The organism is bacterium, assembly GCA_035528375.1.
Taxonomy (GTDB): Bacteria; RBG-13-66-14; RBG-13-66-14; order RBG-13-66-14; family RBG-13-66-14; genus RBG-13-66-14.
The window spans coordinates 1-15,659 of sequence record DATKYS010000138.1; the positions used below are offsets into that span (position 1 = coordinate 1).

Annotated in this window: 11 protein-coding genes and 1 tRNA gene; 4 read left to right on the forward strand and 8 right to left on the reverse strand. The window is 65.5% G+C overall.

What is annotated here, in order from left to right:
- Positions 1-358 precede the first annotated feature (358 nt).
- The gene (locus tag VM054_11585; GenBank protein HUT99700.1) at positions 359-979 is read left to right on the forward strand and encodes a hypothetical protein; all 621 of its coding nucleotides are present in this window, start codon (positions 359-361) and stop codon (positions 977-979) included.
- A gap of 229 nt (positions 980-1,208) precedes the next feature.
- On the forward strand, positions 1,209-2,030 hold the full coding sequence (locus VM054_11590; protein HUT99701.1) for a GNAT family N-acetyltransferase: 822 nt from the start codon (positions 1,209-1,211) through the stop codon (positions 2,028-2,030).
- A 391-nt stretch (positions 2,031-2,421) separates the two neighbouring features.
- Here the strand turns inward: VM054_11590 and panC are convergent, their stop codons facing one another.
- Both panC and VM054_11600 read right to left on the reverse strand, forming a co-directional pair.
- Positions 2,422-3,273: a pantoate--beta-alanine ligase gene (gene panC, locus VM054_11595; protein ID HUT99702.1), complete on the reverse strand. Its 852-nt coding sequence runs from the start codon at positions 3,271-3,273 to the stop codon at positions 2,422-2,424.
- Between the two features lie 2 nt (positions 3,274-3,275).
- Entirely contained in the window at positions 3,276-4,958 is a 1,683-nt protein-coding gene (locus VM054_11600) for a hypothetical protein (protein ID HUT99703.1), read from the reverse strand.
- A 108-nt stretch (positions 4,959-5,066) separates the two neighbouring features.
- Here VM054_11600 and VM054_11605 point away from each other — a divergent pair.
- Positions 5,067-5,141, forward strand: a tRNA-Cys gene (locus tag VM054_11605).
- Between the two features lie 144 nt (positions 5,142-5,285).
- A complete protein-coding gene (locus tag VM054_11610) occupies positions 5,286-6,851 on the forward strand; it encodes a T9SS type A sorting domain-containing protein (protein HUT99704.1) in 1,566 nt (521 codons plus the stop codon).
- 195 nt (positions 6,852-7,046) lie between these two features.
- Here the strand turns inward: VM054_11610 and VM054_11615 are convergent, their stop codons facing one another.
- The 6 genes from VM054_11615 to VM054_11640 all read right to left on the reverse strand — a co-directional run.
- Positions 7,047-9,794: an MMPL family transporter gene (locus tag VM054_11615; GenBank protein ID HUT99705.1), complete on the reverse strand. Its 2,748-nt coding sequence runs from the start codon at positions 9,792-9,794 to the stop codon at positions 7,047-7,049.
- 566 nt (positions 9,795-10,360) lie between these two features.
- Complete coding sequence (locus tag VM054_11620) at positions 10,361-10,759, reverse strand: response regulator (protein HUT99706.1); 399 nt, start codon at positions 10,757-10,759, stop codon at positions 10,361-10,363.
- A gap of 69 nt (positions 10,760-10,828) precedes the next feature.
- Complete coding sequence (locus VM054_11625) at positions 10,829-12,112, reverse strand: EAL domain-containing protein (GenBank protein HUT99707.1); 1,284 nt, start codon at positions 12,110-12,112, stop codon at positions 10,829-10,831.
- Positions 12,113-12,440: 328 nt separating this feature from the next.
- Positions 12,441-13,556, reverse strand: coding sequence for a mechanosensitive ion channel family protein (locus VM054_11630; protein ID HUT99708.1), 1,116 nt, complete (start codon positions 13,554-13,556; stop codon positions 12,441-12,443).
- A gap of 25 nt (positions 13,557-13,581) precedes the next feature.
- A complete protein-coding gene (locus VM054_11635; protein HUT99709.1) occupies positions 13,582-14,301 on the reverse strand; it encodes a YggS family pyridoxal phosphate-dependent enzyme in 720 nt (239 codons plus the stop codon).
- Between the two features lie 2 nt (positions 14,302-14,303).
- Positions 14,304-15,659 (reverse strand): DUF1343 domain-containing protein (locus VM054_11640; GenBank protein HUT99710.1); only part of this gene is annotated, 1,356 nt, incomplete at its 5' end.

Genomic DNA, 15,659 nt, shown 5'->3' on the forward strand with positions numbered 1-15,659 from the left:
CGGCCCGCAGAGGGGCCGCCCTACATTCCCCCTCTCCCTGTGGGAGAGGGCCGGGGTGAGGGCTGCATTATTGTCCTTCTCCCTCTTAGGGAGAGGGCTAGGGTGCGGGTCGGGCCGACCTGAAGGTCGGCCCCTACATCATCGCAAAACGCGGCGGACCGCTCCAGGGGCAGCCCTACATCATCGTGGTCACGGATGAGAGGCGAGCCCGCCCCCCTCTCCCAGTAGGAGCGGCGCGCCGACGGGATTAAGGGTTAGGGCTACCTTAAAAAAACGGGCCGACCGGTCGGTCGGCCTCCGCGTCGAAGGCGGGGGAAATATTGTAAAATATAAAAATCCTCCGGCGGAAAGGGTCGTGATGTTCGTCATCTTATACGTCATGCGGGCGGTGTTCCGCTTCCTCTTCACCTTCGGGCCCCTGGCCATGGTGCGGATGGTCACCGGGATGACCTTCTCCCCCATCGCGCAGAGAATTTCGTGGAAAAGGCTCCCCGCCGAGGCGGAGCGTCTCGGTCTCACCTTCACCCGGTCGAAGTCCTACAGCGAGTTCGGGGAGATAACCGGAACGGTCCGCGGGCACGGGGTGGAGGTGGAACCGGACTCGGACGCCATGGTTTCGGTGGGTTTCGGCCCGTGCAAGATCAACCTGGTGACGAGACGGCCGTCGGAGCGGCCCGACGAGGGGATGGAGGACTTCACCACGCCGAGCGGCGCGTTCAATTTAATCTTCCACACGCGCCGCGCCGCCCCCGAGCTGGCGGAGGTCTTCCGCACCGATCCGGAGCTGACGCGCGCCTTTCACCGCTATTACCTGCGCTGGATGTGGCGCCTGGATAGCATCTACGTCTTCGAGACCCGGATAATCTGCAACTTCACCTGGGGCCAGTACTTCTTCTTCCGCATCCCGGCCGGTTACCTGGAGATGCTCGTGGAGGACACCGTGGGGCTGGCGGAGAGCCTGGAGGCCGCGCTGGCATAATCAACTAATTATCGCCTGGAAATATCGAAATATCCCGCTATACTGTTTCCCGGAGCCCGGCGGGCGTTTAAAGAAGCGGTAAAAAGAGGGTAAGGTACACCGGAACGCCCCGCAACGCGAATCCACCATCGCTCCCGGGGGCGGCTCATCCCGCCCCCGTATCTTTATCCCCGGCACTCGATGACGTATAATATCCACGGGAACGTTCCGTAGAAAAACGGGGGCGCGGATGCTGCGGGAGCTCCGGGATTACGAAAAGCTGCGCGGCCTGCTGGCGGAGAACCCCCCGGCGACCGCCATGATCGCTTACACACTCTTCCACCAGACGCCGGAGCCCGGCGAGCCCTTCCGGCTCTGCCTGGTGGACGACCCGGAAAACCCGGCCTGCGTCCTTGTGGCCAGTTGGGGCAACCTCTTCTTTGCGAGGGATCCGGAGAAGCTCGACCTGGCGCTGGAGTACTTCGATTCCGCGGCCTACCGGGAGCTGGTCGAGGGGGTCTTCCGCGACGACCCGAAGACCGTGGCGGATTTCCTCGAGGCCTACCGCTTCGCCGGACTCCAGGAGAGTTGCTGCGAGCGGCTGCTGAAGGTGGGGGAACCCGTTTGGCGGACGCGGTGCTGGGTCCACTACTGGGACTCCCCACCGCCCCGGGAGCCCCGGATCCCCCTGGCGCCCTTGAAGCCGGAGCACGCCCGCGTGGTGGAGGCCCACTGGGAGTTCGGCGACCACGACGAGGGCTCCATCGCTTACATCCGCTGGCGAATCGAGTCCGGCCCCAGCCTGGCCTTCTACGACGAGCGGGGCGAGCCGGGTGCCTGGTGCATCACCCACGGCTCGGGCTCCCTGGGTAACATCTACACCCGTCGGGCTCACCGCCGCCTGGGTCTGGCCCAGGAAATCTCCTTCGGGATGATCCGGGCCGTCCTCGCGGGCGGCTGGCTCCCCCACGCCCACATCAAGCAGGAAAACGAGCCGTCCCTGGCCCTGGCGCGCAAGGTCGGCCTCGAGCGCGGCGACGATGTCTCCTGGATTGCCGTCCGCCGGCGGTAATTTTTCCCGTTCCCAAATGCAGGGCGGGGCGTTTATGCCCCGCCGTTTCCATCCCGTACCACGGCCTGCGATGACGTAGGGGCCGACCGACGGCGCGCCGTTCAGGTCGGCCCGCGGGCGACCGTGGACGGTCGCCCCTACGTGTCGGATATGCGTTAGATATACGTAGGGGCGGGTGTCTAAACCCGTCCGTTGTGGCAGCCCACCCCCGTTCCCTACCTTGCCCATCACCCCAGCCCGTCGGCGCGCCGCTCCCTGGAAGGGAGAGGGGACACACGGCAGCCCTCACCCTTAATCCCGTGAGCGAATGCTCCTCCCACAGGGAGAGGGAAATACGGGCCGACCTGAAGGTCGGCCCCTACGAGGGTCGGGAGGATACCCCGACGGTGGTCTAGGTCAACAGGACGTTGTCTATCAGCCGGGTCTCGCCGAAGTAGGCGGCCACCAGGGCCACGGCACCGTCAACCCCCACCCTGGCCAGCGGTCGCAGGGTCTCGCGGTCCGCAATCTCGTAGTAGTCCAGCATGCAGTCGGGCGCCAACTGGCGGAGGTAGTTCACCCCGGCCTCGCGCAGCTTCATCGCGTCGCGCTCTCCTTCATCGAATTGCTTCTCGACGAGCTGCAGGGAGGCGTATAGCTCGCGGGCCTGTCGGCGCAGGTCCGGGCTCAGATACCGGTTGCGGCTGCTCATCGCCAGTCCGTCGGCCTCGCGCGCGATGGGGGCGGGGAAAATCTTCACATCCAGGTGGAGGTCCTGGACCATCCGCTTGACGACCTGGCACTGCTGGTAGTCCTTCTGCCCGAAGACGGCCGTGTCGGGGCGGACGATGTTGAAGAGCTTCAGCACCACGGTGGTTACGCCGGCGAAGTGCCCCGGTCGCGCCGCGCCGCACAGCACCTCGGTCAGGGGACCGGTGACCCGCGCCTCGGTGGCGTGGCCCTCGGGGTACATCTCCTCGATGCTCGGGTGGAAGAGGCAGTCCGTCTTCTCCTTCCGCAGGAGCCCCAGGTCACGATCCAAGTCGCGGGGGTAGCGGTCGAAATCCTCGCCGGGGCCGAACTGCGTCGGGTTGACGAAGATGCTCACCACCACCCGCTCGGCAAGTTTATGCGCCAGCCGGACCAGCGACAGGTGCCCCTCGTGCAGGTAGCCCATGGTCGGGACGAGGGCGATGCCGTACCCCTGCGACCGTTGCCGGCGCGAGTACTCCGCCATCTCGTCCACGCTGAAGATGCTCTGCACGGCTACATCCCGAAGAAACCGAGGCCGAAGAGGATGAACTCCGCGAGGAGGGAGTCCCCCTCGAGGGTGACACGTCCCCCGGTGACGGCGGCGTTGAATCCCATCCCGGCCGACATGCCCGGCATCCCGGTCGCGTACACGGCGTCGGGGCCTTCCGTGGCGTCCAGGAGCGCGGGCATGTCCAGCCAGGCCGCCAGGTTGACCGGCTCCGTGGTGGAGGCGGCCGACGACCGGAAAGCCCCGTCCCCGGCGAGCGTGTTCGCCCCGCCGAAGTTCTCCGCGATGAACTCCGCGGACGGGCCGTCCGGCGTCACCACCAGGCAGCCGTTAAACTCCAAAAGGTAGAGGCTCTTGCCCTCGTCCAGCTCCAGTCGCAGGCCGGGAACGCCGCCGACGGTGACCTCCTCGCCCTGCGCCGGGACGCCCTCCGTCACCGACATGAGCGCGATCAGGCCAAGGGCGAGGGCGGCCGGGTCGGGGCTCTCGAAGTAAAACGCCAGCCGGGGGTCGGCGTACTCCACTTCCATGTCCAGCAGGTCGTCGAGGAAGTCCGCCGCGACCTCGCTTTGCGGTTCCCCGGGCAGGGCGTGGAGCGACATCCCCACCGTGTCCCCGGCCAGGGCGTCCAGCTCCCCGAGCGCGGCGAGGACCTCGGGCGGCATTTCCGGCTCCGGCGCGGGGGGCGGAGGGAGCGGTAGATAGTACAACTGCTTCTTGTTCTCGGGTATCGCCTCCACCGAGACCGCCGCTTCCTGAACGTAGAACGCCAGCCCCAGCTCGGCGAGGGTCGTCAGCGGGCGCGCCAGGTGCGCCTCGACGGCGATAAGGCAGTGGTCGGGGTAGCGGCCCATGAGCCCGTTGACCTGACTTTGACCACCGAAGGCGTCCAGGAGCTCGACCGGCTCCCCCTCGGACAGGGTGAGGTCCACCCGGATTCCGCCGTCCGGGCCGGGGACCAGCGCCACCCCCACCGCGTCCAGCCTCTCCTCGAAGGGCGTCAGCTCCGGCTCCGTGTAGCTCTCCGACCACCAGTCGTACACGGGCAGGCGAACCAGGCCGTGGAGGTCCACGTAGGCCGCCAGGGCGAGCCTCTTCGGGAGCTGCGACGTGCACGTCCGGAACCGCGCCGAATCGCCCAGCCCGTACCCGTGGTGAACGACGTGGGACAGCTCCTCCACCGACTGCGAGGAGTAGATGAGCTCGTCGGTGTAGGCGATGACGTTGTCCTCGCCGCCGAAGGCGCGGAAGCCCTCGAAGCCCTCGGGCAGCTCGAGGGCGCCCAGCTCGTCAACGAGCGCGTCCAGGAGCGCGAAGATTTCGGGGTTCCGGGGGCGCAGCATGAGGGTCAGCTCCGGCTCCATCCACTCCGAGTCCGGGTCGGGGGTGGTGAGGTACAGGGCCAGCTCGGAGCGGACCAGCCCGAAGAGCTCCTCCAGCGTGTACTGCGCCAGCGCCTGGGGGAAATCCTCCTCCTCGGGCGGCCACCCGGAGAAGAGACCCGCCAGGAGCGGTTGGTTCGCGAGGGATTCGTAGTCGAGCAGGAGGTCCGGCACGTAAATCGCGACCAGGGAGTCGTCCGGGGCGCCGGTGAGCATCGGCTGGTTGAAGACGTCGGCCGGCAGCGAGTCGGGGCTAAGAACACCCAGGAGCGACAGGATTGTGCCCAGCAGGGAAAAGGCCGCCATGGAATCCCCCGTTCCGGCGAAGGTTCGGGAGATTATAGGTCGAGACGCGCCGTGTCGGCAAGCCGCCCTTGACCGGGCACCCGTCTTGGGCTAAAATCCCCCCCTGCCGGCGGCATAGCCAAGTGGCTAAGGCAGAGGACTGCAAATCCTTCATCCCCGGTTCGAGTCCGGGTGCCGCCTCCAGCTTTTATGAAAGAGCGGTCCCCGGACCGCTTTTTTTGCCTTCGGCGCGGGAAGGGTGTATATTAAAGGTGGGGTGGGTTGATCCCTCTTCCCAGGTTTAATCGTTCAAGTGGTTCGAAGCGTCTTTTGTGAAACGAGGCTACGATGAAGAGGCTTTTTTGCGTTGTTTTCGCGCTGGTATTCGTCGGCGCGGCGTCCGCCGGCGAGTGGCACATCGAAACGGTGGATTCGGAGGGCTATGTGGGCTGGTACACTTCCCTGGCGCTGGACTCCTCCGACTATCCCCACATCTCGTATTACGATGTGTGGAACCGGGATCTCAAATACACCCACTGGGACGGCGGTTCTTGGCAGACAGAGACAGTTGACTCGGAGGGAAGCGTAGGTGAATGGACATCCCTGGCATTGGACTCTAACGATTACCCCCACATCTCGTATTACGACTACACCAACGGAAACCTAAAATACGCCCGTTGGGACGGCAGCTCTTGGCAGACAGAGACAATTGACTTGGGAGGTCAGTACACATCCCTATCAATAGATTATAACGGTTATCCCTGCATCTCGTATTATGAACCCAACAATGGAGATTTAAAATACGCCCGCTGGGACGGCGGCTATTGGCTGACTGAGACCGTTGACGAGGGGGATGACGTAGGCATGTGGTCCTCTCTGGCGCATGATTCGTCTGGCAAACCTCACATTTCGTATTACGACCTCACCAATACAGGCCTTAGATACGCCTATTGGACAGGTAGTACTTGGGGTCGCGTAGCCGTTGATACGAAGTGGCATGTGGGCGAATACACCTCACTCGCGTTGGATTCCTCTGGCTACCCCCGAATCATGTATCAGGAATACTGGTCCAACGGCAGTTATTTAAAATACGCTCGGAGGCTCGAAGACAAGTGGATATTTTTGGACGTTGACACCGAAGACGCAGGCTACTACACTTCCCTCGCGCTGGACACTTCCGACCGACCTCGCATCTCGTACCGAGGCAACGGGAATCTCAGATACGCAAGCTGGACCGGCAGCTCTTGGCACATTGAGACCGTGGACTCGGAGGGAAGATACACCTCCCTTGCGCTGGACTCCCTCGGCAACCCACATATCTCATATTACGCCAACGAAGCTCTAAAATACGCTTATTGGGATCCCGGGCCGGGGGTGGAGGGGGCGGAGGTTTCCGCGAACACCTGCGACGAGGGCGTGCTGGTCGGCTGGACGATAACCGGCGACGCACCGGCGAGTTTTAACGTCCTGCGGTCGGCGGGGGAAAATGAACCGGATGCAATCTCCGGCGCTCTTCCCGGAACGGCGGCCCGCTGGCTGGATAGCGATGTAGAAGCTGGGGGCGAGTACCTCTACTGGCTGGAAGCCATCGAGGAGGACGGGACGGTGAGCCGCTTCGGGCCGACGGAGGCGGTGGCGTTCCCCGGAGCAGCTCGGGAGCTTGCGTTATCAATCTACCCCAGCCCGGTGAAGGGTTCATTCACGGTTGATTACACGCTGCCCGAGGACGGCCGTATAAGTATATCGCTCTACGACCTTTCGGGACGGCGTGTATCAACGATTCTCGACGGTGAGATGACCGCCGGGCGCCATGATATTTCCTACGACGCCTCGGCGCTTCCACCGGGCGTTTACCTCGCCCGCCTGGCGACCGATTCCGGCTCCCTCACCCGGCGGGTGGTGATTGCGCGTTAAAAAAACGCGGCGGCCCGCAGAGGGCCGACCTAAAGGTCGGCCCCTACGAGGTTATCGTGCGATTCGAAACGTAGGGCGGGGATTCCTATCCCCGCCGCGTTTTACCCTCACCCTAGCCCGTAGGCGAGCCTCCCCCCAGAGGGGGGAGGGGAAAATGTAGGGCGGAGCTTCTACGCCCCGCCGCGGGGAGGGCGGTCATACCTTCAACCCCCAGCGCTCCACCACCCGCACCAGCGCCGGGAGGAAGAAAACGCTGGTCAGGAAGCACGCCGCCACGCCGACCATGAGCGCTATCCCCATCGAGGAGAAGCCCTGCATCCGGGCGAAAATCATCGAGCCGAAGCCGATCCCCGTCGTCAGGCTGGTCAAAAACACCGCCCGCCCCGTCCGCGACAGCGTGACATCGAAGTTACCCTCCCGGCGGTAGCGGTGGATGATGTGCACCCCGTCATCTATACCGATGCCCAGCACCAGCGGCACGGCGAAGATGTTCATGTAGTTGACCTTCACCCCGCAAAGCGCCATCACCCCCAGCATGACGACGCTCCCCGCCGCCAGCGGCACCATGGCCAACAGCGTCGTGTGCAGCTTGCGGAAATCGAGGAACAACAGCACGAAGATAGCACCCAGGGCGATGAGGGTGGCCAGCTCCCCGTCCTGCCCGGCCTCGTCTATCATGGACAAAAAGAGCTGCGGCGTGCCCACGCTCTCCGGTTCCACCGCCCCCACACCGTCCGAGAAGGCCCGGAGCCGGTCCTGGTCCGCGAAGAGGTCGAAGCGGGGGAATACTGTAACCAGATAGCGGGTGCCGTCGCGGCTCAGGTATCGGGAGCGCATTTCCGGAGTGAGGTCGGTCTCGGTGATTTCTTTTGAATTGGCGAAACCGGGCTCACCGCCGGCCCCCAGGAGCCAGTCCCGCTGCGCCCTGAAGTAGGCCCGCTGGAAATCGGTCAGCCGCCGGGCGGCGTCATCCGCTTCTCGGCGCAGGGACTCCGCGAGCGCCACCAGCGGCTTCGTCGGCGAGTCGTAGCCGGTGAGCGTCTCGCAGCGACGCTGGAGTTCGGACTTGACCGAGGTCTCCGCGATGACCCGGAGCTCGAGGAGGTTGAGCTGGAGCCGCTCCAGCTCGTCGGCCATGCCGAGCACCTGTCCGGCGGTCACCGGCGGCGGTTCCGCCCAGGCGGCCACGGCGTCGTCAATGCCGCGGATTACGGGCGCCCGCTCCCCCTGGTCCGCCTCCGCGGGAATGAACCGCGAGACCGTGTCTATCTCCCCCACGTAGCCCTTGTCCTTCAGCCGGTCGTAGACCTCCCGGGAGCGCTCCACGGAGTCGGTCACCACCAGGGAATAATCGGGGGAGAGGTCGAAGTGGTCCTCGATGAGGCCGGCCAGCTCGATGGACTCCAGCCCCTTGGGCTCCATGTTGTAGATGTTCCAGTCGAATCGAGTCCCGAGAAGCGCCGCAACCAGCAAACCGCCCCCGACGAGCAGCCCGGCGGCGGCGAAGAGCCAGGGACGGCGGTCCATGGCGCGTCCGACCGCGCCCAGGAGCGGCAGCTCCACCGCCAGGCCCTTGGGGAGCTTGACGGCGACGCCCCGCCTGCGCGCCCGCCGTTCCCGGAGTGATTCCCGGATGGAAAGGAGCGCCGGCAGCACCAGGAGCATGGCCACCAGGGCCAGGATTATCGAGACGCCGCTTACGAAGCCCAGGTCCCGGACGCCGCGCATCTCCCCGGCCAGCATGGACAGAAAGGCCGCCGCCGTGGTCAACGCGCCGGTGAGAATCCCCATCCCGCTCCGCCCGAGCCCCACGGCCAGCGCCTCCTCCATCGGGCGTCCCTCGCTCCGCGCCTCGTTCACCCCGCTCAGGATGTGAATCGCGTAGTCTATCCCCAGCCCCACGATGAAGACGGTGAAGAACATGCTGAAGAGGTTGAGGCAGCCCGAGTAGAGCTGCATGGCGCCGGCGCTCCACACCAGGGCCAGCAGGAGGGGGATTCCGGCCAGAAGCGGGGCGACGACGATGCGGAAGAATACGATCAGGGCCAGAAGGACGAGGATAAGTGCCACGATTGTGGACCAGGCCATATCACCCATCCCCGCCTCGTACTCGTCGCGGGCGAGCGCCAGAGCCCCGGCCAGGCCGACCTCGATCCGCCCGGCGAAGGGCTCCTCCGCCGCGGCGGATTTGCAGACGGCCTCGATGTCGTTGACGGCCACGACCACCCGGTCCATCTCGTCAATGGAAAAGGTGGGCTGGAGCCAGATGAGAAGGAGGCTCCGGTCGGCGGAGAAGATGTAGGGTTCGCCCAGGGAGAGCTCGCGCACGGCCCGGCGGGCGGTATCATCCGGCGCTGCGGTGATCTCCCCGGCGCCGTAGCGGCCGACGTTTTCCGCGAAGCGGTACAGCCCCTCGATCCGCATGATGGCGTCGCTCTCTCGCTCCCGGGTTTCGACGCCGCCGCCCACGTAGGTCTTCTCCAGGGAATCGTTCAGCGCGGCGAGGGTGTGGTCGAGCGCCGGGGACTCGAAGACGGGAGCGAGGTCGTCCAGGTCGTCCGCCGAGAGCAGCATCAGACCGTGATGGGAGGCGAAGTCGTCGTCCAGGCGGTAGTTGACCCAGCGGACGTAGGAGTCCATCGCGGTCAGGCGCGGAGCCAGGCGGTCGGCGAACCGGGCCATCAGCTCGGGATTTTCGCCCCGGACCACCACGGTCACGAAGTTCGCCGAGTCGTAATGCTTGGTGATGTCGCTGAAGGCCACCACCTGGGGGTTGTCCTCGGGCATTATCTCGGTGAGGTTCGTCCTGATTTCGAGCCGCTCGGCCAGGTAGCCGGCTCCCAGGGTGACGACGACGGCCCCGGCAAGTATCCACCACCGTCGGCGGTGGGTGAAGCGCCCCAGGGCGCCGAAGAATCGCGTACGCAGGTTCTCGTGTTCCATGAATGGTCCTCGGCGGGCGTTTGCTGAATCGGGGCCCGGTCCGGCGTCACAGTGCCTGCACGGTAGTTTAGCACTTTCGGGGCGGACGGGAGAAGGCCGTTCTCGTGCGGGAATAGTTCAAAGGTAGCCCTCACCCCCATCCCCGTCGGCGCGCCGCTCCCTAAAAGGGAGAGGGGACCAGCGCAACCCTCACCTGCAATTGCGATGATGTAGGGCGGCCCCTCCGCGGGCCGCCGCGATTGATATAACACCACCTTTTTTTCGAAGGCAGCCCTAACCCTTAATCCCTCTCCCACGGGGAGAGGGATGCGGGCCGACCTGAAGGTCGGCCCCTATGAGGTTGCCGTGCGGTTCTAAATGTAGGGCGGGGACTTTAGTCCCCGCCGTTTTTTCAAAGGCAGCCCTCACCCTTAATCCCTCTCCCACAGGGAGAGGGAAACCGCCTCAATCGTCACCCCTACCCCGTGCCTCGCAGGCCTCCCACGGGGAGAGGGAAAAATAGGGAAATGCCGATAACATAAAGACGGGTTCAACCCCGCCCCTCGGCGACCGGGATTCCCGCCGGCCTAGCCCTGGCTGGTCAGAAGCTCCCGGACCTTGGTCAGGAGCTCCCGGGAATCGAAAGGCTTGGTGATGTAGTCCACCGCGCCCTCCTGCATGGAGGTTATCTTGGCGCGGCTGCCCGTCTTGGCCGATATCATGGCCACCGGTATCTCCGCCGTGGACGGATCCACGTGCAGGAGACGGAGCACCTCCCACCCGTCCATGTCGGGCATCATGATGTCCAGAAGAATCAGATCGGGGCTGTACCTCTCGGCGAGCTCGAGCGCCTCCAGGCCGTTGGCGGCCTTGAGGACGTCGTAGCCCTGGCTGCGGAGTATCATCTCGACGATGGTGACGATGTCCGGCTCGTCGTCGGCGACCAGAATCACCTTCGTCTGCGGCGAGGTGGTGGAGTTTTTCATGACACCTTAAGTCACACCGTCATCTAAAGTATAGACCCAGTTTCGCTACGTTTCCAGAGGGCGCAAGCGTCAGTAGGCCCGCGAGGGGCGTTCCAGGTAGTAGCCCTGCCCCAGCTCCACCCCGATCTCCCGCATCATCTCCAACTCCTCGGCCTGCTCTATCCCCTCGGCGATGACGCGGCTGCCGGTGCGGCCGGCCATTTCCAGGAGGGTTTTCAGGAGCTCCTGCTTGATCTTGCTCTCGTGGATGCCGGAGACCATGGAGCGGTCGAACTTGAGGAAATCGGGCTGGAGCTCGGCGATGGTCGAGAGGGAGGAGTACCCTGCGCCGGCGTCATCCACGGCTATCAAGAACCCCTCTTCCTTGAAGGTGACCAGGGTGCGGCAGAAGGCGGCCAGGTCGTGGATGGCGGTGCGCTCGGTAAGCTCGAGCACGACGTTCTCCTTCAAGAGGTTGCTCTCGACGCCGAAGTCGGCGCTGAAGCTGGGGTCGGAGAAGCTGACGGCGGCGGTGTTCAAGAAGAGGAGCTCCCCGTCCTTGACGTGCTCGGGGGCGACCAGAACGGCGTGACGCCGGCAGAGCCGGTCCAGGGCGTGGCCGAACTCCGAGCGGGCGGCGAAGTTGAACAGCCGCTCCGCGTTCTCGAAGATGGTGTTCGGGGGGCCCAGGGAGAGCGCCTCGTGCCCTAAAACTTTCAGGTCGCCCAGGTACATGATGGGCTGGAAACGGGTCCGGATGCGCTCCCCGGCGATAATCTGCGCCAGCTCGCGGTACTGGAGCATCTCCTCGCGCTTCTCGGCGTCCACCGCCATGTCCCGGGCGTCCCGGGCGGCGGTGTACACCAGGCGCTCGAAGCGGATGAGAGGGTCGTCCACGAAGAGGGAGTAGCCGATGTTGACGTCGAAGCCGTTGGCGGCGAGCTCTCGGCCCACCGCGCTGGCGGAGAGGAACTCCCTCACCAGTTGCGCGACCTCCGCCAACTCCTCCGTGGTGAGGCCCTCCCTGGCGAAGAAGAGGAAAAAGCTCCCCGTCCGAATCGCCTCTTCAAACAGAAGCCCCTTGTCGCCCATGACCTGGTCGTTGAAAACACCCAGGAGCTGGGCCAGGCTCATGATAAGGTCGTCGGTGGACTGCCAGCCGAAGGAGTTTTCCAGCCCGGCGGTCTGGGAGAGGTCCACGCAGATGACGCCCACGGTGCGGTGGTTGACGTCTATGAGCTTGCGGATTTCGCTCAACGCCACCGGCAGGGTGGGCAGGCCGGTCAGCCGGTCGTAGAGGAGGTTGCGGTAGCGCAGTAGCTCTGCGCGCAACCGCGGATCGGGCTTGTCGGGCCTGTTGCCGTCGTCTATCATTGACGTCTCTTCGCGGTGGCCGGGTATGCGTGGCGGAATGCTACGGCAAATTGCGGCGCACCGACTCACCTTAAACGGAATACGATTCGCGCCCCGGCTCGCACCTCCCCGGTGGGGAGAGAAATTTCAAAGTAGGAGAAGTGTACAACTTTCACACAGCTATGTCATCAAAAAGGTGTCCGGACAGGGTACTCCGGCGTTCACGATCTTCTCGATGCCGGGAAGCGAGTCCGGGAGCCGCTTTACATGAGATCGGGTCATCGCCGGATCGAACCCGTCGGGCTCGGGACATCCCGGGGGAGCCGCCGGAGGACGGGGTCCCGTCCTTTTATGGACGCAATTTGCGTGCCGTGCTCCCCGGCGGCAGGTGGATCGTCCGGGTCGGGAAGGGGATTTCAAGACCGCTCCCGGCGAGGGCCCGGGCCAGATTGACGTTTACCGCGTTCGTCACGACCCAGCTCACCGCGTAGCTCTTGCACCAGCAGGTGAGAGTGAAGTTGAGGGAGAAGTCGCCGAAGGTGAGGAAGTAAACCGCCGGCTCCGGTTTTTTAAGAACCCCATCGGTGGCGCGCACCGACTCCAGAATTACCTCCTCGGCCCTCTCGGGGTCGGTCCCGTAGGCCAGACCGATCTCCAACACGATGCGATACCTGCGTGAGGGCTGGGAGAAGTTCTCGATGTACTCGTCGGAAATCTTGGAGTTGGGCACCGTGACGGTGTTGCCGTCCAGGGTCACGATGTCCGTGGAGCGCATCCCGATGCGTTTCACGTCGCCGTAAACCCCGGCCACCTTCACCCGGTCGCCGTTCCTGAAGGGACGGTCCGCCATGAGCACGAAGCCCGAAATCATGTTGGCCAGGGTATCCTGGGCCGCCAGGGCCACCGCCAGGGAGGCCACCCCCAGGGCGGTCACCAGAGCCACGATGTCCACCCCGAAGTGCTCCAGCACGATGATGACGCCGATGGCGTACACCGCCACGGTGAGGACCTTGCGGATGAGGGGGATGAAGTCGGTGCTGATGACGACGCCGGACTTGCGCTCGGCCTCCTCAGCGTACCAGCGGAAGAAGGCCAGTACGGGATTTACAAGTAACCGGGCGCCGACGAGCGCCGCCAGAACGAAGAGGACCCCCCCGAGGATTGAGTCGAGCACGGGAGGGCTGTAGGGATACAAGGCCCAGGCGGCGTAGAGGGAGCCGACGATGACGCCCCCTTGCAGCGGACCGGCCAGGGAGGCCAGGATGCGCTCGCCGAGGGGGGTCCTGGTTTTTTTCCGGTTCACGGCCAGACGCAAAAAGACGGCCTTGAGAACCTTGGCGACGATTACTCCCAGTAATACGACGGCCAGGCAGTAGACCGCGGCGATGACGTAGTAGTCCCAGGTCAGCTCGCCGGTGATCGGCGCGGCGGAAAAGATGTGTCTGAAGACTTCGCCTATTGGCACGGTCGTTCCTCCATGATTGAAGATGCTATGGGTTGACTGTACAGGAGGTCTGGGCCGCGAACCCCCGGAAAAGGGCGGAGCCCACGCGCACCATGGTCGCCCCCTCCTCCACCGCCACCTCGAAGTCGTTGGTCATCCCCATGGAGAGCTCGGTGAAGCCCCCGAGGCCGTGGCGGCGGGCCAGCTCGTCGCGCAGCCCGCGCAGGGCGCCGAAAACGGGCCGCGTGTCCCCGGGCTCGGCCTCGAAGGGGGCCATCGTCATCAGCCCCCGGGGCGAGATTCCGGGCAGCGAAAGGAGCGCGGGGAAGCTCTCGGTGAGCGAGTCCGGGTCGAAGCCGTGCTTGGTGGCCTCATCGGCGACGTTGACCTCGAACAGGACCGGCGTCGGTCCGCCGGCCGAACGCTCGGCGACCGCCCCGGCGAGCTCCGCGGAATCCACGGAATGGATGAGGGAGAAGCGGGACAGCACCTTGTGGATTTTATTTTTCTGCAGGGTGCCGATGAAGTGCCACTCCAGGCCGCAATCGCCGACTTCTGTGAACTTGGCCAGCGCGTCCTGGACGCGGTTCTCGCCGATGACGCGGACCCCGGCCCGGGCCAGGAGGGGGAGCGCCTCGGCGCCCACGTACTTCGTCGCGGCGACCAGGCGGATCCCCGCGGGGTCCCGGCCGGCGCGCGCGGCCGCGGCGGCGATTCTCCCCCGCACCGCGGCCACGTTTTTTTCGAGGGCTTCGTAGTCGTACATGGTCAGGGCTCCGGGGGGTACAGGCGGTACGGCTCCACGGAGGCGGCGAACCGCTCCGCGTCGGCGGCCCAACGGTCGAGGAGCTCCCCCGCCCCGATCTCGCCGGCAATCAGCCGACCCAGCGAATCGTCGCCCGCCATTTGCCGCAGGTACGTCCGGTCCACGACCAGCGTACCGGCGTGGCGGACGGCGAGGAAATCGTAGCCGTACACCGCCAGCCGGAGCGGGTCGAAGGTGTTGCGGTCGGTGACGGTGACCTCCACCCCCCGGCAGGCCTTCCCGCCGTAGCGGCCGTCGCTGGGCGAGTGGGGGGTGAACTCGGTGACGGCGTAAACCGCCCCGGGGCAGTGGGCCTCCCAGTAGAGCGCCAGCCCCTCGGCGTCCAGCCAGGGCGCCCCCACCCGCTCGAAGGGCGCGTCCGTCCCCCGGCCCACCGAGAGGTTCGCCGGCTCGAAGAGGCCGATACCGGGATAGACGAGGGCTCCCTCCAGGCGGGTGAGATTCGGTGAAGGCGGACGCCAGACCGGCCCGCCCGCCTGCTCATCGAGGCACTTTTCCGGGGCGTACCCTTCCAGCCCGACGACCTCCACCCGCGCTCCGGGGAGGAGCTCGCCGGCGATCCACCGCGCCAGCTCGCCCGGGGTGAGCCCGTAGCGGATGGGGACCGGTAGTTTGCCGACGAATGAATCGGAGAGAGCGTCCGGGAGCGGGCCGGAAATCCGCGTCCCCAGGGGGCAGGGGCGGTCCAGGACGACCAGCGGCACCCCCGCCTCCCGGCAGGCCGCCAGGCAGAGGTAGAGGGTGGAGGTATAGGTGAAGAAGCGGACGCCGGCGTCGGCCAGGTCGTAAACGAGGGCGTCCAGGAGCTTTAGGTCGGCGGGGTCCGGCGCCCTCCCGCGGCCGTAGAGGCTCTTGACCACGAGGCCGGTGGCACCCTCCACCGTGTCGGCCAGGTCGCCGAAGGAGTCGGCCCCCAGCCCGTGCTCCGGGGCGTAGAGCCAGGCGAGCTCGACGTTCTCCGCGCGGTAGATGATTTCCCAGCTCGGCGCGCCCGACGCGTCCACGCTCGCCGCGTTGCAGACCAGGGCGACCCGCCGGCCGTCCAGGGCACGGAAGCCGTCCCCGGAGAGCACCTCGACCCCCGTCCGAAAAGGAACGGGGGCCGTCTCGGGGGCCGGGTCCGCCACGGGGGCCTCGCCGACTTCCCCACCGCAGGCGGTGGCGAGGAGGATGGATGAAACGGTACAAAGTGCGGTGGCTCCCCTCACGGCGTCTCGCTGGTTCGAGTGGTGTTTTATCCGGTCCGTTGAGTGTACGGGACTTGGGCCGCCGGTGTCCAGCCCCGGCGGGAACGGGGG